This window comes from Thalassospira sp. CA1 (assembly GCF_059052855.1).
Map to the genome: position 1 here is coordinate 148,621 of NZ_JBZCIA010000005.1, position 23,576 is coordinate 172,196.

The 23,576-nt window shown below is 54.9% G+C and carries 19 protein-coding genes; 6 read left to right on the plus strand and 13 right to left on the minus strand.

The features are described from left to right. Window positions 1–3 precede the first annotated feature (3 nt). The 4 genes from AC5Q5A_RS10855 to AC5Q5A_RS10870 are packed head-to-tail and all read right to left on the minus strand — an operon-like array spanning window position 4 to window position 5,368. Window positions 4–933 (minus strand): hydroxymethylglutaryl-CoA lyase, encoded by a 930-nt coding sequence (locus tag AC5Q5A_RS10855; protein WP_493895270.1) that lies wholly within the window; start codon window positions 931–933, stop codon window positions 4–6. After that, window positions 933–2,936, minus strand: coding sequence for an acetyl/propionyl/methylcrotonyl-CoA carboxylase subunit alpha (locus AC5Q5A_RS10860; RefSeq protein WP_493895271.1), 2,004 nt, complete (start codon window positions 2,934–2,936; stop codon window positions 933–935). The genes AC5Q5A_RS10855 and AC5Q5A_RS10860 overlap by 1 nt, the downstream gene beginning before the upstream one ends. A 1-nt stretch (window position 2,937) precedes the next feature. Then, window positions 2,938–3,750, minus strand: coding sequence for an enoyl-CoA hydratase/isomerase family protein (locus tag AC5Q5A_RS10865; protein WP_493895272.1), 813 nt, complete (start codon window positions 3,748–3,750; stop codon window positions 2,938–2,940). Window positions 3,751–3,757: 7 nt separating this feature from the next. Continuing rightward, entirely contained in the window at window positions 3,758–5,368 is a 1,611-nt protein-coding gene (locus tag AC5Q5A_RS10870; protein ID WP_493895273.1) for a carboxyl transferase domain-containing protein, read from the minus strand. Window positions 5,369–5,624: 256 nt separating this feature from the next. Between AC5Q5A_RS10870 and AC5Q5A_RS10875 the strand changes: the two genes are divergently transcribed. After that, the gene (locus AC5Q5A_RS10875) at window positions 5,625–6,491 is read left to right on the plus strand and encodes a hypothetical protein (protein ID WP_493895274.1); all 867 of its coding nucleotides are present in this window, start codon (window positions 5,625–5,627) and stop codon (window positions 6,489–6,491) included. A gap of 62 nt (window positions 6,492–6,553) precedes the next feature. Here AC5Q5A_RS10875 and AC5Q5A_RS10880 read toward each other — a convergent pair whose 3' ends face one another. Then, window positions 6,554–7,186: a 2-hydroxychromene-2-carboxylate isomerase gene (locus tag AC5Q5A_RS10880; protein ID WP_008890578.1), complete on the minus strand. Its 633-nt coding sequence runs from the start codon at window positions 7,184–7,186 to the stop codon at window positions 6,554–6,556. Between the two features lie 119 nt (window positions 7,187–7,305). After that, on the minus strand, window positions 7,306–7,779 hold the full coding sequence (locus tag AC5Q5A_RS10885) for an Lrp/AsnC ligand binding domain-containing protein (protein ID WP_008890579.1): 474 nt from the start codon (window positions 7,777–7,779) through the stop codon (window positions 7,306–7,308). Window positions 7,780–7,983: 204 nt separating this feature from the next. Here AC5Q5A_RS10885 and putA point away from each other — a divergent pair, with 204 nt between their 5' ends. The 3 genes from putA to AC5Q5A_RS10900 all read left to right on the plus strand — a co-directional run bounded on the left by putA (window position 7,984) and on the right by AC5Q5A_RS10900 (window position 13,044). Then, window positions 7,984–11,787, plus strand: coding sequence for a bifunctional proline dehydrogenase/L-glutamate gamma-semialdehyde dehydrogenase PutA (putA, locus tag AC5Q5A_RS10890; RefSeq protein ID WP_493895275.1), 3,804 nt, complete (start codon window positions 7,984–7,986; stop codon window positions 11,785–11,787). Window positions 11,788–12,015: 228 nt separating this feature from the next. Continuing rightward, on the plus strand, window positions 12,016–12,645 hold the full coding sequence (locus tag AC5Q5A_RS10895; protein WP_064781583.1) for a BON domain-containing protein: 630 nt from the start codon (window positions 12,016–12,018) through the stop codon (window positions 12,643–12,645). A 165-nt stretch (window positions 12,646–12,810) separates the two neighbouring features. Then, window positions 12,811–13,044: a (2Fe-2S)-binding protein gene (locus tag AC5Q5A_RS10900; RefSeq protein ID WP_063088336.1), complete on the plus strand. Its 234-nt coding sequence runs from the start codon at window positions 12,811–12,813 to the stop codon at window positions 13,042–13,044. Between the two features lie 93 nt (window positions 13,045–13,137). On the opposite strand, the gene AC5Q5A_RS10905 is transcribed toward AC5Q5A_RS10900, so the two are convergent. Continuing rightward, a complete protein-coding gene (locus AC5Q5A_RS10905) occupies window positions 13,138–14,187 on the minus strand; it encodes a Glu/Leu/Phe/Val dehydrogenase dimerization domain-containing protein (protein WP_493895276.1) in 1,050 nt (349 codons plus the stop codon). A 538-nt stretch (window positions 14,188–14,725) separates the two neighbouring features. Here AC5Q5A_RS10905 and AC5Q5A_RS10910 point away from each other — a divergent pair. Then, the gene (locus AC5Q5A_RS10910) at window positions 14,726–14,959 is read left to right on the plus strand and encodes a hypothetical protein (protein ID WP_063088334.1); all 234 of its coding nucleotides are present in this window, start codon (window positions 14,726–14,728) and stop codon (window positions 14,957–14,959) included. Between the two features lie 108 nt (window positions 14,960–15,067). Here the strand turns inward: AC5Q5A_RS10910 and AC5Q5A_RS10915 are convergent, their stop codons facing one another. The 6 genes from AC5Q5A_RS10915 to AC5Q5A_RS10940 form a co-directional block, all read right to left on the minus strand. Next, a complete protein-coding gene (locus AC5Q5A_RS10915) occupies window positions 15,068–16,744 on the minus strand; it encodes a thiamine pyrophosphate-dependent enzyme (RefSeq protein WP_493895277.1) in 1,677 nt (558 codons plus the stop codon). Between the two features lie 67 nt (window positions 16,745–16,811). Continuing rightward, complete coding sequence (gene gdhA, locus AC5Q5A_RS10920; protein WP_493895278.1) at window positions 16,812–18,161, minus strand: NADP-specific glutamate dehydrogenase; 1,350 nt, start codon at window positions 18,159–18,161, stop codon at window positions 16,812–16,814. Window positions 18,162–18,274: 113 nt separating this feature from the next. Next, window positions 18,275–18,874, minus strand: coding sequence for a 2-hydroxychromene-2-carboxylate isomerase (locus AC5Q5A_RS10925; protein WP_493895279.1), 600 nt, complete (start codon window positions 18,872–18,874; stop codon window positions 18,275–18,277). 164 nt (window positions 18,875–19,038) lie between these two features. After that, entirely contained in the window at window positions 19,039–20,217 is a 1,179-nt protein-coding gene (locus AC5Q5A_RS10930) for a hypothetical protein (RefSeq protein ID WP_493895280.1), read from the minus strand. Window positions 20,218–20,249: 32 nt separating this feature from the next. After that, window positions 20,250–21,386 (minus strand): NAD(P)/FAD-dependent oxidoreductase, encoded by a 1,137-nt coding sequence (locus AC5Q5A_RS10935; protein WP_493895281.1) that lies wholly within the window; start codon window positions 21,384–21,386, stop codon window positions 20,250–20,252. Window positions 21,387–21,417: 31 nt separating this feature from the next. Then, window positions 21,418–22,407 (minus strand): hypothetical protein, encoded by a 990-nt coding sequence (locus AC5Q5A_RS10940; RefSeq protein ID WP_493895282.1) that lies wholly within the window; start codon window positions 22,405–22,407, stop codon window positions 21,418–21,420. Window positions 22,408–22,646: 239 nt separating this feature from the next. Between AC5Q5A_RS10940 and AC5Q5A_RS10945 the strand changes: the two genes are divergently transcribed. Next, window positions 22,647–23,546, plus strand: a complete 900-nt coding sequence (locus AC5Q5A_RS10945; protein WP_008890591.1) for a division plane positioning ATPase MipZ — start codon at window positions 22,647–22,649, stop codon at window positions 23,544–23,546. The last annotated feature ends 30 nt before the right edge of the window (window positions 23,547–23,576 follow it).

The following is a 23,576-nucleotide window of genomic DNA, read 5'->3' on the forward strand; positions in this document are numbered from 1 at the left end:
CCATTAGTCCCCGGTCGTTGATCTTTTTGCTGCCAAGGCCAGATTGACCTTCGATGCACTTGATTTTGCTATCTGATCACAAATCCAGCTTCCTGTCTCGGCAAGCTTTTCAAGATCGATACCGGTTTTGATGCCAAGCCCGTTCAGCATATAGACAACATCCTCGGTCGCGACATTGCCACTGGCCCCCTTGGCATAGGGGCAGCCACCTAGACCGGCGACGGAACTGTCGATGTTGGCGACACCCATCTGAAGCACGGCAAGCAAATTCGCCAGCGCCTGACCATAGGTATCATGGAAGTGGGCGGCGAGCTTTTCGGTTGGGACATGCTTGGCAACGGCGGAGATCATCGCCTGTGCTTTGGCGGGCGTCCCGGTGCCGATGGTATCGCCCAGACTGATTTCATAGCAGCCCATGTCGTAAAGCGCCTTTGCGACCTCGGCCACTTTTTCAGGCGCAATGTCGCCTTCATACGGGCAGCCCAAAACGCAGGAAACATATCCGCGTACTGCAAGGCCGGCGTCACGCGCCGCGTCGGCGACAGGGCGGAAGCGATCAAGGCTTTCAGCAATCGAGCAATTGATGTTCTTTTGCGAGAAGCTTTCTGATGCCGCGCCAAATACCGCAACCTCGGTCGCGCCCGCCGCAATCGCGGCCTCAAGGCCCTTCATGTTCGGGGCCAGCACTGGGTATGTCACACCGGCTTTACGGGTGATCTGTGCCATGACATCGGGCGCATCGGCCATTTGCGGCACCCATTTCGGGCTGACAAAGGCGGTGGCTTCGATCACCGATAAACCGGCATCATTCAGGCGATGGATCAACTCGACCTTGGTTGCGGTCGGGACCATCGCCTTTTCGTTCTGAAGCCCGTCACGCGGGCCGACCTCAACGATTTTGACGCGGCTTGGCAGATCGGAAAGCAAGGCCATTATTGGGCCTCCTCAATCGCGATCAGTTCTGCGCCATCATCGACCTGATCCCCGACGCCAAAGAACACTTCCTTGATCGTGCCGGTGACGGGGGCGGAAATGGTGTGTTCCATTTTCATCGCTTCCATCACGACGAGCTTGTCACCCGCCGTGACGGATTGACCGGCCTCTGCCATCACAGCGATGATCTTGCCCGGCATCGGTGCGGTCAGACCACCACCCGTACCTTCGTTGCCACCAGCCGCAGCCAGCGGATCAAAGATGTCGAGACGGTCCGAACGGCCATCACGGAAAATCATCAGACGATTACCGTCACGAAGCACCGACGCGCGTTTGCGGACGTTATTCAGGCTGGCAACGATGGCGCCATTTTCGTCATGCTCGGCACTGGCGATGATAGCGCTACCATCAGGCATATCGATGACATAGCCCTGATCGCGGTAATGCACCTTGACCAGCAGGTCCGATCCGTCATGACGCAGGATCAGGTCATGGTGGTTATCGTCATTCAGCCGGAAACCAGCCGTGCTGTGCCAGGGCGAATAGGGATCGTTGCTTTGGGCAGCATAACGGGCGGCCTCCGCATCGCGGGTCAGCAGGATATCAAGGGCGGCAAATGCCAGCGCCTCGTTATCAGGCGCACTTGGGGCGGGGAGCAGATCATCCTGATAGTTCGGGATGAAACCGGTTTCGACTTCGCCCCGTTCAAAGGCCGGATGACGAGCGATATTGCCAAGGAAGCCGGTATTGGTGGTCACACCAACAATCTGCACATCATTTAATGCGGTCGCCATGCGACGGAGTGCCGAGGTGCGGTCCACATCCCAGGTGATCAGCTTGGCGATCATCGGGTCATAATGAATGGAAACTTCGCCGCCCTCATAAACGCCGGTATCAACCCGCACATGATCGGTTTCAGGTGGCATGCGCATATGTACAAGCTTGCCGGTTGCGGGCAGGAAATCGTTCTGCGGGTCTTCGGCATAGATGCGCACTTCAAAGGCATGACCATTGATCGAAAGGTCTTCCTGCACCTTTGGCAGGGCCTCGCCATCGGCCACGCGCAATTGCCATTCCACCAGGTCTTCGCCGGTGATTTTTTCGGTCACCGGATGTTCGACCTGAAGGCGGGTGTTCATTTCCATGAAATAGAACGCACCCGACGCATCAAGCAGGAATTCAACCGTACCCGCGCCTTGGTATCCAATCGCCTTGGCGGCATCGACGGCGGCCTTGCCCATCTGGGCGCGGAGCTCCTCGGTCATACCCGGTGCAGGGGCCTCTTCAATCACCTTCTGGTGGCGGCGCTGCAAGGAGCAATCGCGTTCAAACAGATAGACCGCATTGCCATGGCTGTCGGCAAAGACCTGAATTTCAACGTGGCGCGGTTTGACGATCAGTTTTTCGATCAGGCAATGATCATCGCCAAAGCTGCTGGCAGCTTCGCGTTTGCAGCTGATCAGGGCATCCTTGAAATCGGATGCCTTTTTAACCGCACGCATGCCTTTGCCGCCACCACCAGCGGATGCCTTGATCAATACCGGATAGCCGATCTTGTCGGCCTCAGCCGCGAGAAGGTCAGGGTCCTGATCTTCGCCGTGATAGCCGGGCACCAGCGGTACTCCGGCCTTGCCCATGATTTTCTTGGCTTCGGATTTCGACCCCATGGCGCGGATCGCACTTGCCGGCGGGCCGACAAAGACGCAACCGGCCTTTTCCAGCGCATCGGCAAAACCGGCGTTTTCCGACAGGAAGCCATAGCCCGGATGAACCGCATCGGCACCCGATTGCGCGATGACTTCAAGCAACCGGTCGGTGCGCAAGTAACTGTCCTTGGGGGCGGGGGCGCCAATGTGATAGGCCTCGTCCGCGTGTTTGACATGCAGGGCATTGGCGTCGGCATCGGAATAAACGGCGACCGTGGCAATTCCCATGCGACGGGCGGTCTTGATCACGCGGCAGGCGATCTCACCGCGGTTGGCGATCAGAAGTTTGCGCGGCATGTTATTTCTTGCTCCAGTTCGCAGGACGTTTTTCCAGAAAGGCACCGACACCTTCGCGGCCCTCGTCGCTTGCGCGTTGATCGGCGATGCGTTGGGCTGTGTCATCAATTACGGCATCTGAAATCGGTTTGTTGGCGACCGCGTAAATCAGGTTCTTGGCGGCATGCATAGCATCCGGACCATTGGCCAGCAGGAGTTTTGCCATTTCCTGTCCACGGGCAGCCAATTCATCGGTTGTGGTGATTTCATGAACCAGCCCGATCTGTTGGGCAGTTTTGGCATCAAACCGTTCGGCGGTCAGGAAATAACGCCGCGCCTGATTGACCCCGATGGCCTCAACAACATAAGGCGAAATCACCGCCGGGATCAGACCCAGCTTGACTTCCGACAGGCAGAAACTGGCACGGTCAGATGCAATTACAATGTCACAGCACGCCGCCAGACCAACGCCGCCACCAAAGGCAGCCCCGTTGACCAGTGCGATGGTCGGTTTCGAGGCAAAATTCAAAACCTTCATCAGTTTCGCCAACGCGCGAGAATCGGAAAGGTTTTCAGCATGGCTATAGCCCGCCATGCGCTTCATCCAGTTAAGATCCGCCCCGGCCGAGAAGCTTTTGCCGGCCCCGGTCAGGATGATCACCCGAACAGCAGGATCGGCATCAAGGGCTTCGATCTTGGCGGTCAGATCGTTGATCAGGACATCATCAAAGGCATTGTGAATTTCGGGCCGGTTCAAGGTGATGGTCGCAACGCCATTGGCGGCGATTTCACAGAGCGCGGCATCAGAAATGTTATCAGTGTTTGCATTGCTCATGATCACCTCACATTCTGAACACGCCAAACCGGGTTTCTTCGACCGGTTTGTTGAGTGCGGCAGACAGGCCAAGGCCAAGCACCATGCGGGTATCAGCCGGGTCAATCACGCCATCATCCCAAAGGCGGGCGGATGCGTAATAGGGGTGGCCTTGTTCCTCGTACTGATCGCGGATCGGGGCCTTGAACGCCTCTTGCTCGGCTTCCGGCCAGTTTTCACCGCGCTTTTCGGCGGCATCGGCACGAATTTGCGTTAGAACGTTCGCAGCCTGTTCGCCGCCCATGACGGAAATACGGGCATTTGGCCACATCCACAGGAAGCGCGGGCTGTATGCGCGACCACACATGCCATAGTTACCAGCCCCAAAGGACCCACCGATCAGGACGGTGAATTTCGGGACATTTGCGGTGGCAACGGCGGTTACAAGCTTCGCGCCATCCTTGGCAATGCCGCCGCTTTCATATTTGCGGCCAATCATGAAGCCGGTGATATTTTGCAGGAACACCAGCGGAATACCGCGCTGCGCGCACAGTTCGATGAAATGCGCACCCTTAAGCGCGCTTTCGGAAAACAGGATGCCGTTATTGGCAATGATGCCGACCGGATAGCCAAAGATGCGGGCAAAGCCGGTGACCAACGTCGTGCCGTACTGTGCCTTGAACTCATCAAAGTCGGAGCCATCAACGATGCGGGCGATGATTTCACGCACGTCATAGGGTTTTTTGGTGTCGGTCGGCACCACGCCATAAATCTCGCGCGGGTCATAGGCCGGTGCGCGCGGCTCGGTCAAAGTCAGGCCGGGGTTCTTCGTCCAGTTCAGGTTCTTGACGATATCGCGCGCAATCGAAAGCGCGTGGCTATCATCCTGCGCATAATGGTCGGTCACACCGGATGTTTTGCAGTGAACGTCTGCACCGCCGAGGTCTTCGGCCGATACGACTTCACCGGTCGCGGCCTTCACCAGCGGCGGACCGCCAAGGAAGATCGTGCCTTGTTTGCGGACAATAATGCTTTCATCCGACATTGCCGGGACGTAGGCACCACCCGCCGTACACGACCCCATAACAACCGCGATCTGCGGGATGCCCTTTGATGACATGGTCGCCTGATTAAAGAAGATGCGCCCAAAATGGTCGCGATCGGGGAACACATCATCCTGACGGGGCAGGTTGGCCCCGCCGCTATCGACCAGATAGATGCAGGGCAGGTTGTTTTCCAGTGCGATTTCCTGTGCGCGAAGATGCTTCTTCACGGTCATCGGGTAGTAGGAACCACCCTTGACCGTGGCATCATTGGCGACGATCACGCATTCAACGCCTGAAACACGGCCGATACCGGTAATGATGCCGGCTGCCGGAACGTCTTCATCGCCATACATGCCATGTGCGGCAAGCTGCGAGAGTTCCAGAAACGGGGAGCCGACATCAAGAAGCTGGCGAATGCGTTCACGCGGCAAAAGTTTGCCCCGCCCGGTATGACGATCACGGGCGCGTTCACCGCCGCCCAGTTTGACCGCAGCAATTTGATCGCGCAAATCCGCAACCAGCTCTTCCATATGTTCGGCATTGTTGCGGAATTCTTCGGAACGGGCGTTCACCGCAGATTTCAGTACCGTCATCGTCCGTTTTCACCGTGTTTTTGTTATGGGCAAATCGGCCCGCGTGCAGGGTGTTTATGGCTGTTGTTATCGGTGAAGTTTACGTAAACGTCAATATTAAATCGGTATTTCAGTACCGAAATTAACTATATGCTATCAAATCACCCATAGCGTTTAGCGCATATGAGGTTGTTTGCAGGTGACCAGTGGTCGTCATAAAATCGCGACCGATCCATATTTTGATCGATCTTGTCTTGGGAATGCGGGCGAAAAAATAATGTCATACCGGCCTTTGATCTGTTTGGTTTTTTGTTCATGTGTTGCTGCTGTTTTCGGACAAAGGCCAGCGCATGCGCAAGATACGCTTCAGGAAATTCATTGGCTTAAGGCAGATGTGCCGCCGATTGGTATTGGCAGCGGGCCGTTGGCGGGCAAGGGGCTTCATGGTGGGATCCTTGACATACTGTTCGGTGCGTCGCTTGATCCCGACATGGTGAAGGGGCATGCCAATATGGCGCGGTTGTTTGCCTTGATGAAAACGGGAAACTACTGCGTGCCGGGACTGATACGGACTTCTGAGCGCGAAGAGGTTGTCTATTTTTCCGAACATCCAAGTGCGGTGCTTGAAAGCAGTCACCTGGTGTATTCGCCGGATAACCGAAAGCTTCGTGAGGCGATTGATGACAAGGTCTCGCTGGCCCAGTTGCTTGACGCGGGCTTTGTCGTCGGAATCGGGGCGGGCATTTCGTATGGCGAAGAAACAGACAGGATCATTCAGCGCTATTCAAACTCAGACAGCGTCGTTCGACATCCCACGCCCAATTTCCTGGCGCCGATGTTGTCGATGATTGAAATGAAACGTGTGGACTTTTCGCTAGCGCCACCCTGGGCGTTGACGTGGTTTCTGATCAATCAAAAGAACGGTCTTGGTGGTGATAGCGCACCAATGATCGTCACCCACCCATTCCGCGAAGCATCAGAAAAAATCAACTACCACGTGGTTTGCACCAAGAATGATTGGGGCAAGAAAGCGGTCGCCATGATCGATGAAGTGCTTGCACGCGATGATATCCGTCAAGCTCTTGCACGCAATGCGCAAACCTGGTTGTCCACCACGAAAGTGCAAGAAAAAGTCGTGAAGTAGAAAGGCTGATCTGCATCTTCCAGAAGAGCTTGTTCTGCATTCAACGGCGACGTTTGACGGTGCTACTGACCGGGGTTGTCTGTTGTGCTGCCAAGTGTGAGTTTTCGCAGCGAAATCCACTGGGCGAGTTGATCAATCCGGTCATTCCCGAAGAAAGGTTCGTCCTCGTAGAAGAAGAAGGGCGAACCAAAGGCGCCCATCTTGATCGCGTCCTCGGTAACAGCGCGGACATGGTCTTTCCATTTCTGGGATTCGACGGCGGCACGCATTTCGGATGCATTGATGGAATGGCGGGTTGCGGCGGCAAAAACGTTTTCCGGGTTGGACATATCAAGCCCGTCGGCAAAATAGCCGCGATAGATGTCCTTGGCGAATTTGCGCGCCAGCATCGGAGATCGCGATTCAAGCCAGTAATAGGCCCGGGTCGGAACCAATGCCGCGTAGGGGAAGTTATTGGGGATTTGGAACGGAATGTTTTGCAGGCGTGCGCATCGTTCCATGTCGTGACGGAAATACGGACCGCGGATCGGCTGATCCAGAAGCGGGCTTTGTCCTGTCTGTTTGAAGGCTGCGCCAATCATGAAGGGGCGCCAGACGACCGTGACGCCATGGCGTTTTTCGAAGTCTTCCATCCGCTCGGCGGCAAGGTAGCCGTAAGGTGACGAGAAATCGAAGTAGAAGCTGACTTCAGACATGTTCCTGCACCCGTTTTCCGTTTTGTTTTCACCAACAACTTTTCCAGCAGATCTGATGTCTGCTTTGATGGATGCGATTTTGATCTATTAAGTTGTTGCGAATCAACAAAAAAAGAAAATCAGGGAATGACGATGCCGGGTCGGACTTTTACTTCTTCCATCACAACATATGTATGAGTCTGACCGACACCCTGAACAGAAGACAGCCGTTCAAGGAACTCGCGATAGGCATACATGTCCTCGACGCGCAGTTTTGCAAGATAGTCAAAACCACCTGCGACCATATGGCATTCTTCGATTTCAGGGAGCTTCTTGATCGCAGCGGCGAATACGTCAAAGACGTCAGGTGTGGTACGATCAAGAGTGATTTCAACGAAGACCACAAGTGACTGGTTAAGCTTGCGCGGATCCAGCGTCGCCATATAGCCGGTGATAAAACCGTTTTGCTCAAGGCGGCGCACGCGTTCCAGACAGGGTGTCGGGCTCAGATTAACCCGGCGTGATAGCTCCACATTGGACATGCGGCCATCGTTCTGAAGTTCGCGGAGGATCTGTTTGTCGATCTTGTCCAAGCTCTTGTGGTTCTTCTGCATTTTAAGCGTCCAGCCAGTATTTGTGACTATGCGAATGTAAAAATCGTGGATGATATATCGTATTTTTGCCAAAAATGGCAGCACATTTTTCGGATGAAATAATATTGTCTGTCGCCATAGAGGTGCAAAAGGCCCCGAAGCGCCTGAAATAATGTGCGTTCTTCGGGATCGGCAAAGTCCAACATCAGGGAGAGGCTTTTAAACATGTTCCGTACCGAACTGCCGCAACCGAATGAAATCCGCCAGACGATCCGTGACACGTATCGCGCCGATGAAGAGGCCGTTGTTGAACGCCTGATCGAAACAGCGCGTCTTTCCCAGGAACAGACCGGGCGCGTTCAAAACCGCGCCTATCAACTGGTTGCCCGTGTGCGCAGTGCCGATAACGGCAAAAGCGGCATTGATGCCCTGCTGCATGAATACGAGCTGTCGAGCAAGGAAGGCGTCATCCTGATGTGCCTGGCCGAAGCGTTGCTGCGCGTGCCCGATGCGGTGACCGCCGACAAGCTTATTCAGGACAAACTGTTTGATGCCGATTGGCAAAGCCATCTCGGCCATTCCGACAGCTTCTTTGTTAATGCGTCGACGTGGGGGCTGATGCTGACCGGGCGGGTGATCAAGTTCGGCAAGGCGGAAAAGGCAGATCCGGGCCGTCTGATCAAACGCATGATCGGCCGTTCGGGGGAGCCGGTCATTCGCAAGGCATTCAACCATGCGATGCGGATCATGGGACGCCAGTTCGTGATGGGTCGCACCATTGACGAAGCTGCCGAGCGTGCCAAGGCGAATGAAGAAAAAGGCTATCGTTATTCCTATGACATGCTGGGCGAAGCCGCCCGCACGATGAAGGATGCCGATCGCTATTATAAGGCATATGAAACCGCCATTCATGATATCGGACGCGTTGCCAATGGCCGTGGGCCGATTGATAGTCCGGGCATCTCGGTCAAGCTTTCGGCGATCCATCCGCGCTATGACTTTGCCAACTATGATCGCGTGATGAACGAACTGACCCCGCGGCTTAAGGAACTGGCACTTCTGGCAAAGAAATACGATATTGGCTTTACCGTCGATGCCGAGGAAGCCAACCGTCTTGACCTGTCGCTCGATGTCATCGGGGCTGTCTTTGCCGATCCGGATCTTGATGGCTGGGAAGGCTATGGTTTGGCGGTTCAGGCCTATCAGAAACGTGCCTATCACGTTCTGGAATGGCTGGCCGATCTGTCGACCAAGGTCGGGCGCAAGATGATGGTCCGCCTTGTGAAGGGGGCCTATTGGGATACCGAAGTCAAGTTCAGTCAGGAAAACGGTTTTGACGGCTATCCGGTCTTTACCCGCAAGGCATCGACCGATGTATCCTATCTGGCGTGTGCGAAATATATGCTGTCGCGTCGCGATGCGTTCTATTGCCAGTTTGCCAGCCACAATGCCCACACGGTGGCATCGGTTCTGGAAATGGCGGGCAATGACCGCACCTTTGAATTCCAGCGTCTGCATGGCATGGGCGAAGCACTTTACGAGCAGATCGTCGACAAGAACGGCGAAAACGTTCCGTGCCGTGTCTATGCGCCGGTTGGCACCCATGAAGACCTTCTGGCCTATCTGGTGCGCCGTCTGTTGGAAAACGGCGCAAACACCAGCTTTGTGAACCGTATTCAGGATGAACAGCTGCCGATCGAGGAAATGATCGCCGATCCGATCGAAAAGATGGCGGCCCTTCCGCGCAAAGGCCATCCGAAGATTCCGGCACCGATTGACCTTTATGGTGCAAGTCGCGTCAACTCGCGCGGGCTTGATCTGACAGATACGCAAAAGCTTCTGCCACTCAGTGCCAAGCTTGCCGAGATCAAGAACAAGACCTGGAACGCCGCCCCGCTGATTGATGGCAAACTTGTTTCGGGCACCCCGATTGATGTCATCAACCCGGCCAAGCTTGACGAGAAGGTCGGTGATCTTGTGCAGGCGACCGAGGCCGATATTGACGCCGCCGTTGTGGCAGCGCTCAAGGGCTATGAAACCTGGAACAAGACACCGGCAAGTGACCGCGCGACGGCACTGCGTCGTCTGGGTGATCTGCTTGAAGAAAACATGGACGAGTTCATTGCGCTCTGTCAGCGCGAAGCCGGGAAGCTTTATTCCGATGGTGTTGCCGAGGTGCGTGAGGCTGTCGATTTCTGTCGTTACTATGCCAACCGGGCGGAGGAAACCTTCCGCGAAGGCAGCCCGCTTGAAGGCCGGGGCGTGATTGTTTGCATCAGCCCGTGGAACTTCCCGCTTGCGATCTTCTTGGGGCAAGTAACCGCGGCCCTTGCAGCAGGAAATGCTGTGATTGCCAAACCGGCAGAGCAGACTTCACTGATTGCTGCCCGTGCGGCAGAACTGATCCTCGAGGCGGGCGTTCCGGGCGCGGCATTCCAACTGGTGCCAGGACCGGGGCGTGTGATTGGTAATCAGCTGATCAATGATCCGCGCATTGCCGGTGTCGCCTTTACCGGGTCAACCGAAACCGCACAGGTCATCAACCAGGCGCTGGCAAAACGTCCGGGAGTTCCGTTGCCACTGATTGCCGAGACCGGTGGTCAGAACGCGATGATCGTTGATTCGACCGCGCTGCCCGAACAGGTCGTGCAGGACGCAATCATTTCCGGTTTCCAGTCAGCCGGTCAGCGTTGCTCGGCCCTGCGTGTGCTGTTTGTTCAGGAAGACATTGCCGACAAGCTTTGTGAAATGCTGGTCGGTGCGATGAAGGAACTACGCGTTGGTGATCCGAAGTTCCTTGATATCGATGTCGGTCCGGTGATTGACGAAAAATCGCGCAAGGTTCTTGAAGCCCATGCCGAACGCATGAAAAAGGAAGCCAAGCTTCTGCATGCTTGTGACATGCTTCCGGAATGCGAAGGGGGTAATTTCTTTGCACCGCATTGCTTTGAAATTCCATCGATCAATGTGCTTGAACGCGAAGTGTTCGGTCCGGTTGTGCATGTGGTGCGCTATAAGGCGCGCGATCTGCCCAAGATCCTTGATCAGATCAATGCATCTGGTTATGGCCTGACCCTTGGTATCCATTCCCGTATCGATACCACCGTGCGCGAAATTTCGCAGAAATTGCGCGTTGGCAACTGCTATGTGAACCGTAACCAGATCGGTGCGGTGGTTGGTGTCCAGCCGTTTGGCGGGCAGGGTAAATCGGGGACCGGTCCAAAGGCCGGTGGTCCGCACTATGTCGAACGTTTCGCCAAGCCGATTGCGAAGGCGAATACCATTTCCAATGATGACGTGTCAGACGATCGTTCACCGATCATCGTCAAGGATGTGATTGCGACCAGCGAATATGCCGCGATGTTGACTGCCCAGGAAGAATGGCAGGCAGCCGATGGCAATGCGCGCGTGACCATCCTTGAAAAGCTGTCGGCCAAGATGGATGCATCGGGCAATGATGCCCTGATGGCGGGGGCCGATCATGTGGCGAACTTTGCTGCCCTTTCGGAAAACGGCTTTGTCGCGCCGACCCGGATGCCCGGGCCGACCGGTGAAACCAACGATCTTTATTGTCAGGGCCGTGGTGTTTACCTGATCCAGGCGGACAAGGATGCGGAACCTGCAAAAATCATCCGTCATCTGGGGGCCGCCCTTGCCGCGGGCAATGCGGTGATCCTTGCCGGTGATCAGAAATGGTTGGCCGACATTCCAGGACTCGCACAGGAGGCTGGTCTTCCGGCCAAGCTGGTCAAGGCGGTTGGCACCAATACTGGTCTGGGTGCGATGTATGATGGTGATATTGCCGGGGTATCGTGCGTGGCATCGCTTGATCGCGTGACGTCGTTCAAGCAGCTTCTGGCCAAGCGCGATGGCGCGATCCTGTCGCTGATTTCCGATAGCGGGGCCGAGGATGACGGTGCACTGCCTGATGAGGCGTTCCTGCATCGCTTTGCCACTGAAAAGACAATCACGATCAACACCACGGCGGCGGGCGGTAACGCATCGCTGATGTCGATGGAAGAAGATTGATCTGCCAGATGAACCTGCTAGATGGACCGGGGCGAAATTCCCGGTCCATTTTTCTTTCTTTTATTCATGATCTCTGATGTAGGATGTGCTCGCCTGAACGCGGTCGGGCTTTTTTTCGTCAAAATTGGCTGCAATAGCTATTGGTCGGAACAGTTGACGTCCTGCGGCGTTTGAACTGACGCAAGAAGATTGACCCATGTCAGGCAGGCATGAACAAGGAGAACAGGAATGATCAAGGTAAACCGCGGCATTGGCCGTGTTCTGAAAACGGTATCGGTATGTGCGCTGCTGGCGGTGCCGCTGGCGGCCTGCGGACCGCTGCAAATGCCGTTGGAAGACCGCACCGGCAATGACCAGTGGCAAGATACCCAGATCAAGTCCGGCATCCTTGGCGAGTTCTCCAAGGTGGATCACACCTATCTGATGGATGTGAATATCGACATCTGGGAACAGAATGTCATGGTCACCGGCATGGTGGACTCCAAGGGCAAGTATTATGACGTCATGTCGCTGGTCAAACAGGATAACCGGATCAAAACGGTGTATGACCATCTGGTAATTGCCGATCAGGAAACGATTGATGCCTATCACCGGGCCGAAGATGAATATGGCAAGAACGCCGTTCCGACCGATTCGGCAACCCAGTCCGTGTCCGACGTCTGGATCGAAAGCCAGATCAAGGCATTGTTATTGGCCGAAAAAGGTGTGAGCTCCGTCAATTATCGTTGGCAGTCGGTGCAGAATGTCGTCTACATCATGGGCGAGGCACAAAGCGATGCAGAGCTTGAAAAGGTCCTGTCGATCGTGCGCCGGATCAAAGGTGTGACCAAGGTCGTTAGCCACATCGCAAAGGCCTGATCACTTTTATCGCCTTGTGATAAAACAGTTTTTCGAAAATTCCCCGCAGGCGTTCGGCCTTGCGGGGAATTTTTTTGTCCGGGTTTGTTGCAAAAGTGTTTGAAAACTATTCGCATTTATCTTAGACGTGGCGATACGTAATTAATAACTGATTGCAATCGCACCATGTATGTCTGCATTTGTAATGCGCTCAAGGAAAAAGACGTCCGCCGTGCTGCCGAGCAGGGCGGGGCGACACGTCCGGCGGAAGTTTTCCGTTTCCATGGTTGCGCGCCGCAATGTGGCAAATGCGCCTGCCACATGCGCGCAGAACTGCTTCAGGCCAAGACCTGCGGCAATTGCGATTGCGATGATGCAGCGGCTGTGACGGCAAATATCGAACCGATCGCCGCCGAGTAAGCTACCTCCAGGCAATTCGTACAAAACGAAAAAGGCGAAGCCACATGGGCCTCGCCTTTGTTGTTTGTGGCTGATGCTGCTTGATCAGTACCGTTACTTTTTCAGGCCAAAGCGTTCCTCGGCCAGGCGGTCGGCGACAAAGCCGGTCGACAGGTTCTGCTGCTTGGCGCGTTCAAAAATCTCGCGCACGGTCTCACCAATGCCTTCGATATGCATGTTGGTTTCGGCAACCGTTTTGCCTTCGCGGCAGTAATAGACTTCGATGACACCGCCGGCATTGATCACGTAATCCGGGGCATACAAAATCCCGGCTTCGCGCAACATCTCGCCATGGCGATCATCTTCAAGCTGGTTATTGGCCGCACCGGCAATCACACCAACCTTGAGTTCCTCGATAGTACGGTCATTGATCACCCCGCCAAGGGCACAAGGGGCAAGGATATCGGCATCAACCGACAGGATTTTATCAACCGGAACCGCGGTTGCGCCAAATTCCATCGCGGCGGCCTTCATGCTGGCGGCATTCAGGTCCGCGACAATCAGCTTGGCCCCGGCCGCATGCAACATCCGGCACAAGTGGTCGCCGACATGTCCCAGACCCTGCACTGCGACCCGCATGCCCGCAAGGTCGTCGCTACCATGTTTGAAGCGCACCGCTTCCTTAAGCCCGATGAAAACGCCATAGGCGGTAAAGGGGGACGGATCACCGGTGCGCTCCGGGTCCTTGCCATCATTGATGCCACCGACATGTTTGGTCTGGCTTGCGATATGTTCCATATCTTCGGGGCTGGTGCCGACATCCTCGGCAACGATATAGCGCCCGCCAAGTTGCTCGACAGCGCGACCCATCGCGCGGAAGAATTCTGGCGTCTTTTGACTGCGCGGATCACCGATAATGACCGACTTGCCGCCGCCAAGCGGAAGGTTGGCGAGGGCGGATTTGTAAGTCATGCCGCGCGACAGGCGTAAAACATCATGGATGGCGTCCTGTTCGCTGGCATAGGGCCACATGCGACAGCCGCCAAGTGACGGGCCAAGGTTGGTGTTGTGGACCGCGATGATGGTTTTCAGGCCGGTGGTTTTGTCGCTGGCAAAGACGACCTGTTCGTGGTCATCAAAGGCGATATCGGAAAAGACGTTCATCCTCTTGCAGCCTCCTGGCAGCATCATTTTTCTGGTGCAGGCTGTTTCCTGCTTATCCCTTTATGTTTGATGCATCCGGCGTTGGATCAATTTCTAATTCCGCGAATGTGCAAAAAAGATCGTTTCGGTTGAGGGGCTGCTTTGGTGTGGAATTATTCGGAGTTTGCCAAAGCTGCATTGTAATTTTATTGCGCGCACTGTGCGCTGCAGCATCTTCGCTGTTTGAAGGCAGGCGGTATTTTCGATCCGACCGAGATTCTTTTGTGGTCGAAATTGGTCGGTTTCAGCCTGGTTTTTATGGTGCAGTGCACTTGCGGCGATTTGTTCTGAATCAGGGCATTCGTCATGCGCCTATGCCAAATTCGCACTTGAAACCGGAGCAATTAATCTGGAAATATCAATTAACCGGATAATTTACGGCTCGTTAAGGTGCGAAACGTAGACTCACGGTTGGGTGTCTTGTGATTGAGATTCCCGGTTCAGGACAGGTTGGCGTCTGGGCGGCGCCAGCGAACAAAATATAAGGAGAGCGGCGGATATGTCTGCATTCACAGGCCATCGCCAAACCGTATTTGAAGTTGAACTGCACAATCAGGCTGTGCGCGAATGTGTCAAAGAGAACCGATCCCACGACCTCTTTGATGACCGCTGGGCTGATGTTCAAACTCATGAAGTTGCGGCCAGCGACGAAACCAAGGCCCTTGCCATGATCGAAAATAGCTATCCGTCAGAAGATGGTTTCGTTGTCGATCACGTCAAACGCCTAGGATAACAGTCACCAAACATATTCGAAAAAAAAAAGCGTGGTCAGCTTTGCTGCCACGCTTTTTTTCTGAGCTGAACCTGCAAAACAAAGCAGGCTTCGTCGGGAAGTGTCGGCCTATGACCTCAACTTGCCCAGCATTTCCCGCCCCTTGGCAACGGCAAATTTCTGTGCCTGCGAGAAGGTCGGGTTTGGCGGCATGATCAGGGCGTCAGGGTCAACCGGGACCTGAATGACGGTTGGCTTCTTGCTTGCAAACGCTTGTGACAGCGCGCTTGAAAGCTCCTTGGTGTTTTCCGCACGCAGGCCAAGACAGCCACAGGCCTGGGCGATGGCCGCCATATCCGGGTTTTTAAAGGCGATTGCATGTTCGGGCAGGCCTTTGGCTTCCTGTTCCAGTGCGATGAAGCCAAGCTTGCTGTTGTCAAAAACAACCGCCGTGATCGGCAGATCGTATTCGGCTGCGGTCAAAAGCTCACCCATCAGCATGTTGAATGCGCCGTCACCCGCAATGGCGACGACCTGACGATCAGGATAGGCAAGCTGCGCGCCATTGGCCCCGGACAGGGCAAAGGCCATCGTGCCGAGCCCGGATGACAGGGTGAAACGCTGGTTGCGTTTTACCCGCAAATGCCGCGCGGCCCAGGCTGTGGTCGTTCCGGTATCAACCAGGAAAATGGCATCGTCGGCGGCATGGTCTCCGATTGCGGACATGACACTTGCAGGGTGAAGCGGGCTTTTGTCGGACTTCTCGATCTTTGACCAATCGTCTTGCTGATCCTTGACCTTGTCGATCCAGTGTTTGCGCTGCGTTTCGGTGTCTTTGGGCGTGACGCGATCCAGAAGGCCTTGCACCGATAGCTTGGCACTGCCGATCAACGGGGCATCAATATCAAGCCGTTTGCCGATTTGGCTGCGATTGCTATCGATCTGGATGGTTTTGGCATCTTTGGGGAAAAATTCCTGATAGGGGAAATCGGCCCCAATGATGCACAGCAAATCGCAATCTTCGACAGAATCCTGACCCGGTTTACCGCCCAGAAGGCCCAGCCCACCAATGCAAATCGGATCGTCGTCATCAAGCCAGTCTTTGGCGCGCAGGGTTCTGACGATCGGTGCATCAATCCGGTGCGCCAGATCAAAGATCTCCTGGGCTGCCTCGGCACCACCGATACCTGCAAGAATGACGGGCTTTGATGCCTGATCAATCAGTTTGGCAGCGTGATCAAGGTTGTCGCTGGACGGGGAAACTTCGCGGGTTGCCAACAAGGTTGAAATACTGATCGGATCATCGGCGCAATCGGCACTGGCGATATTGTTCGGGATACAGACATGGGCGGGTGCTCGATTTTCAATCGCGGCCTTGCAGGCTTCTTTGAGGATACGCGGGGCCTGTGCCGGATTCATGATCGTCTCGGAATAGACAGTGACGTCTTCGAACAGCTTTTTCAGGTCAACTTCCTGATGATACTCGGTGCCGATAAATTCCGAATCAACCTGGCCTGTAATCGCAAGAACCGGGGCATGGTCATGACGGGCATCATAAAGGCCGTTCAAAAGATGGATGGCACCGCCACCCGCCGTGCCGACACAGCATGAAAGATTGCCGGTCAGTTTTGCCTGTGCGGATGCGGCAAACGCGCCACCTTCTTCATGGCGAACAAGGACGAAATCAATTTCATCCCTGTTTTCAAGGGCAAATGTAATGTCATTGATGGCGTCACCTGGGATGCCAAACACATGTTTGACGCCAAGATCACTCAGTAAATTGATTGCGATATCGGCAACTTTCATGGGGAAACTCCTTGGTTTCAGTCGTGAGAGAGCCGCAAACTACAATCGCATCAACGGCCGGGTTTGATTACGAAAGCCAGAATGCATTCATGGTTTCTGCTACGCGCTTGAACGACGCGAGATTGGCACCATCGCGATAATTGATGATTTTTCCGTCCGGACTGTTTTCGATGCAGTCCTTGTGAATTTTGGACATGATTTCACGAAGGCGTTTGTCGACGTTTTCCGTATCCCAACTCAGACGCTGCGCATTCTGGCTCTGTTCAAGGCCGCTTACGGCAACGCCGCCGGCATTGGATGCTTTGCCAGGGGCATGCGGGATATTGGCGTTGATGAATACTTCCTGTGCCTTTGCCGTCAGCGGCATGTTTGCGCCGTCACAGAGCATCATCACCTTGTTTTCAACAAGCTGCTTGGCGTCTTGTTCATCAAGCTCGTTTTGGGTTGCGCAGGGCAGGGCAATATCGCATTCAAGCGTCCAGGGGTTCTTGTCTTCAAGGAACTCGGAATTCTTGCCGCCGTCAAATTCTGACAGCGATTTGCGTTGGTTGTTTTTCCAGTCATCAACCTGATCAAGAAGGTCGTTTGTCATGCCATCGGCAAAGTGCATTGTGCCTGAACTGTCGCTAAGGCTGATAACCTTTGCATCAAGTTCCACAGCCTTGCGTGCTGCATGCAGGGCAACATTGCCTGCGCCACTGATCGCAATGCGTTTGTCTTTGATTTCCTTGTTTTCCTGATCAAGCATGTGACCAAGGAAATAGATACAGCCATAGCCGGTTGCTTCTGTGCGGCCAGCACTACCACCAAAGTGGCATCCTTTCCCGGTCAGCGCACCGGTCCACTTTTGCGTCAGCTTGATATAGTGACCAAAAAGGATGCTGATTTCACGTCTGCCAACGCCGATGTCCCCGGCGGGCACATCGGTATCTGGCCCGATATGGCGATATAGTTCCTGCATGAATGTCTGACAGAAACGGCCGATTTCCTGCGGGGATTTGTCCTTTGGCGAAAAGTCGGCACCACCTTTTGCCCCGCCCATCGGCAAGCCGGTCAGGCTGTTTTTCAGGGTTTGTTCAAACCCGAGAAACTTGAAGATACTGGTGCTGACCGTCGGGGCAAACCGAAGGCCGCCCTTATAGGGGCCCATCGATTGATTGAACTGAATGCGCCAGCCGCGATTGACCTGTATCTGTTGGTCATCATCTTCCCATGCCACGCGAAACTGCAGCACGCGATCCGGTTCGGTGCAGCGTTCAAGAACCGCATTTTTGCGCATCTCGGTTTGATCAAGATACCAACCGGAAATGGAGCCGACGACTTCCTCCACTGCTTGGTGAAATTCCGGCTCGTTCGGTGTCTTGTCCTCAAGCCGGTTCAGGAAGTCCTTTTGAAAATCAGATGCGCTTTGTGTCATTTAAATGCGGGCTTTTTTACTGTTTCTGCTGCTCTGGTTAACGTGCCAGAGGCGAAAAAGTGCCCGCATAATATTTTGTTTTGCTGGTTTTTAAGGTGCGATGGCGCGCTTGATCAGGCGTTCTGTTGAAGCGTTCGTTCAACAAAATCAAGGCGGTCCTGCCCCCAGAACATCTCGTTGCCGATGAAATAGGTCGGCACACCAAAGATGTTACGATCCCGTGCGGACTGGCAGTTCTCGTCATAGATCTTGGCGATCTCTGGCAGGTCGGCATGTTCAAGATATTCCGTCGAAAGGCCACTTGATATCAGGGCCTCGCGCACGGTCGCGGGCAGCGAAACATCATGTTCACGCAGCCAGATATCCCCCATCAGGGTTTCAGTCAAAGTACTGACGTCTTTGCCATCGTCCTGAACGGCAATGATGGTGCGCGCGGCAAGTGTTTCATCCACCGGGAAATGGGTCGGATGCATATTGATCGGAATGCCGAGATAATCCGACCAGCGTCTCAGTTCAACAAGTCGGTATTCTTGACGCGGTTTCGGGCGTTTTGCCAAGGGCACGCCGCCGCCATGTTCCCAGACATCGGCTGCCCGGCAGGGTTTATGGATAATTTCCACGCCATGTTTTTTGGCGATGTCGACAACGCGGCGAAACCCGAAAAAAGACCACGGTGATTGCACGAAGAAATAGTGGATGATGGGTTCGGACATATAGGCCTCCTGGCGCCGCGATGCAGATTATGTTTTTAAATTGCCGACATTCGACACCCACCACACTGCCCAAACAGGGGTGCTGCGTCAAATGTCCTTGGCGTAATCACGCACAGGTTCAGGTCATATGTTTGTGATGATGGAATGCGAAATGTCTGCGCGACCTAATAGTCAAGCCACCAGGAATATTCATCAATACCCGCCATCAGAACACCGTCAAAGCCGAGCTTCATGATGTTGCCGAGATAGCTGTTTTCGCTGCCAAAGATGATGCTTTGCCATTCGCGTGACCAATAATGCACGTGGTTTTCCTGTCCCCAGCGTGCCATCAGGTTGCCTTCACTGATGAAATCGGGACTTCCGGCGCGCCATCCGCTTTGCCAGTAATAGCGATATGTCTCGGCCGTCGCGATATTGAGATACGAAATCAGGTTCCGTGGTGTTCCGGTCTTCTTGTAACGAAGCCGCTTCATATCATCATAGGTCAGCGGAATGGTCCCGCGATGGAACGGATCAATGATCAGCGTGTCGTAGTTGGTCGCAACCAGCGCATCGACATAGGCGTCCTTGGTGCCATAGGGCGAACTCTCAAGCACCAGGGCAAAGTTCTTTGCCTCGCGGATATTGTCGATCACATGCGGGTTTGCCCCGAAAGGCGTGCTTGGAACCTTTGCCAGCGATGAAAGCTGCATGCCCGGCGGTGGGGCTGCGTAATAAAGTGCATCCAGCCCCCGAAGCTGCGCGCGCGCCTTGTCCATGTCGGATTGATTTTCGGTGTAGTCGACCGCAAGATATTGCAGGCCTTCAAGTTTAAGCCGTTCCAGATAACCGAGGATGTATTTGGTTTCTTCGGCGTTGGTGGCTTCGCCATATTTCTCAAAGCCGTAAAACGGGGCTTCGACCAAAATGCCGTCAAGGGCACGTAAATAGTTTCTGGCCGGTTCCGCGACGCCGCGCGTCGCAAACAGGGTTTTTTCAAGAAACTCGGTCAGTTCCAGGCCATTCATCGCAATGATCGAAAAGTCACTGCGATAGCTTTTTGCCCAACGGCTGATCGCGATGACGTAATCGCGCATTTCCTCGACGAAGTCTTTTTCGGGCTTACCGGTGTCGGTCAGGCCGGGGAGACCCTCGGTCAGGCTATTGGGGGCGGGGATAAAAGGTTCTAGCTGCTGTGCAATTGCGCCAAACGGTGTGGATGCCAATAATGCCCCGCCAAGCCCAGCCGAGCCGGCGCCAAGGAAATGTCGGCGCGAGATGGATTTGGGCGCGGCTTTTCCGCCAGACGCATTTTGCGCCGGTTGTCGGGTCCGCCCTGACGTGCTGTAAGGTTGCTTGGCCATGCCTTTATCCATCGCTGATGATATGGGCGATCTTATGATGCTGCCTTCATTGCGCCTTGCTGTGTGATCAACTCGGTCACCCGGCTGCCAATTGCAAGGGATGCAGTAAGACCCGGTGATTCAATACCATAGAGCATTACAAGACCATTAAGCCCGTGCTGTTTTTCATCAGCAATCATGAAGTCACGCGCCGCTTCGCCCGGGGCCTGAATTTTTGGGCGCACCCCGGCATAGCCTGTCTGAAGCGCACTTTCATCAAGATCGGGATAGTATTTGCGGATGGCTTCGGCAAAGGCTGCCCGGCGTTCTTCGGGGACGTCATAGTTTGGTGCATCAACCCATGTCACGTCCGGGCCAAAGCGCGCCTGTCCCCCCATATCAAGGGTCAGGTGGATGCCAAGGCCTGCCTGTTCGGGGGCCGGATAGATCAGGGTGGAAAACGGTGCCTTGCCCGACAGCGTGAAATAACAGCCACGCGCATAATGCTGCGGCGGGACAGATGCCTGTGGCAGGCCGGTAAAGTTCCGCCCCAATGTCTGGCTGTGCAGGCCACCGGCAACGATTAGTTCCGCGCAGGTCAGGCTCATTTCTTCGCCGTCGGCATCGGTGGTACTCACGGTATAAAGCCCGTTTTCGAAACTGACGGCTGTGACCTTGGTGTTGATCGCAAGTGTTGCGCCGTTGTTTTCCGCCTCACCCAGCAGGGTGACCATCAACTGGTGGCTGTCGACAATACCGGTGGACGGGCTTTCTAGGGCGCCGACACAATGAAGGGCTGGTTCGCGTTCAAGGGCCTCTTCGCGGGACAGCCAGGCAAGGTCGGTGACGCCGTTTTCAAAAGCCTTGTCCTTGATCCCGGACAGTGCTGCCATTTGGTCTTCGGCTGTGGCGACAATCAGTTTGCCGGTGCGTTTGTGTTCGATGCCGTTTTCTTCGCAATAACGATACAGCATCTCGCGCCCGGTGACGCAAAGTTCGGCCTTCAGGCTGCCTTTCGGATAATAAATTCCGGCATGAATGACTTCGCTGTTGCGTGCGCTGGTCTCGGTGCCAATCGCATCATGCTGTTCAATGATCAGGACTTCGCGGCCGGTTCGCGCAAGAGAACGGGCACAGGCCAGGCCGACAACGCCGGCCCCGATGACGATGGTTTGGATATCTGCAGTCATGATCGCGTATATCTTGGTTAGGGTGGTGGGGTTAGTTTGCCTGGCGGAAATAGACAGCCTGTCCTTGGTTGTCCTTGCCATTACCGGTGACAACAGCCGGGGATTCGCTTGTGTAAATACCGCGCGCAAAGCTGCTGTCGTTACAATAGACATACCAGCTTCCGAACGGAAGCGTATCACTTTGATAGGCACCGCCCTCGTGGCGCCAGATGCCCTCGCAATGACGTTGGTCATCATCAAGGATCATTGTGCCTTCGCCCGATGGCTGATCAAAGCGCAGCGTGCCGGTTCCGCGCACCGATTGCCAGTTGGTGATGATATCAATGCCATCAATCGGCGGCGGGGTGGTTTCGCCTTCAGGCTGCTGAAGCGGGGTTTTATCTGCTGGTGCGACAACAGTGGCGGCAATTGCCGAATTTTCGGCGAGCTCAATGTTCAATCGGCCAAAGAAACCGGCAGCAAATTCCTGGGCATCAATCATCGGCAGACCACTGAGTGGTGCACTGCTGCTACGTGTGGCCTGAACCTGTGTCGGGGTGCAGTAATAGCCCAGCAGGCGACTGCCACGTTGGGCCGGTGTTTGCGGATCCCATTGCCCGACAAAGGAAACGCATTGCGACCCGTTGCGGGTAAAGGGCGACAGGGCAATCGGGCCGTATCGGGTTTCCTGCACGAAGCTTGCGCCATTCAGGCTGGTGCGGCCGCGTAGCGCGTCAAACATATCAAGCAACTGCTCGGACGCCATGGCGGTGCTAAACCGAAAACCGGGCGCGGAGGTTGTATAGACCGTTTCTAGGTACAGGTCGCTTGCAGCGGCAGGGGATTCGCTTACCGAGTGCTGCGCATACCAGCGGCCGACAAAGACCGTGCTGTTATCGCGATACTGACGCAGGAAGCTGTTCTGACCCTCGACGTCTGAGGCAAAGACAATAGGGCTCTGCTCTTGCGGGATTTGCTCGAACCCACCGGTTTGCTGTGCGACGGCCATCTGTGGTGTTGCCACCAGAAGGCTTGCAAACATGCTGCCGATCAAAGCCGCCCGATACCTCACATTGCGTCCTTTCTATATGTTTTCAGGCGCATTTTTGTATTGCGCTACCCTTATCTTTACCTTTGTGCATCTAGATTGGCTAGGGGGCAGTCAACCGATGCCTGTTAACGTGATCTCTTTTACCTTGATTTTTGGGTGCAAACGGGCTCATTGGGGAGGTTGGCCTTGGGGACAAAGTCAAAAAGCCTGAAGATACGGAGCATTTTATCATGACGGTGCAACAGACCGGCGCGAACGGGGACAGCGCGGGCCAGCAGACGGCAACGGACAAACAACCGCCGTCCAATCGCGCCCATGTAATCGTGATCGGCAATGAAAAGGGCGGGTCAGGCAAATCGACAACGGCGATGCATCTGATCGTTTCCCTGATGAAGATGGGGTTCAAGGTCGGATCGCTTGATATCGATGCCCGTCAGGGGACGCTGACACGCTATGTCGAAAACCGGAACGCCTTTAACGACCGCAAAGGCCTTAAGCTTCCGGTGCCCGATCATCGACCGATTTATCGCAGTGAATTACCGGACGCCAACCAAGCCAAGCTGGACGAGCGCGAACGCTTTACGACCGCACTTGGTGAAATGGTGATCGGCTGCAACTTCATCGTCATGGATTGCCCGGGCAGTGACAATTATCTTTCGCGTTTGGCCCATGCCTGTGCCGATACGCTGATTACCCCGATCAATGACAGCTTTATCGACCTTGATATGTTGGCGCGGATTGACCCGGACAGCCTTGATATAAAGGGGCCCAGCATCTATGCCGAGATGGTCTGGGATGCGCGCAAGCGTCGGGCGGCGATTGATGGCGGCACGATTGACTGGATCGTCATGCGCAACCGTCTTTCACATCTTGATGCGCGCAACAAACGCGACATTGCCGAAATCGTTGACAAGTTGGCCGATCGCATCCGCTTCCGTCAGGCGCCAGGCTTTGGCGAACGCGTGATTTACCGCGAACTTTTCCTCAAAGGTCTGACCCTGCTGGATCTGCGTGAAAAGGGTGTCGGCATCCCGATGAGCATGTCGCACATGGCCGCCCGTCAGGAAGTCAGATCGCTTCTGGAAGTGATCGGCTTCAAACCGGCGGACGGCGAGGAGTTGCCGATCTGACTGCATCCGGCCTATATCTTGTAGGACGAC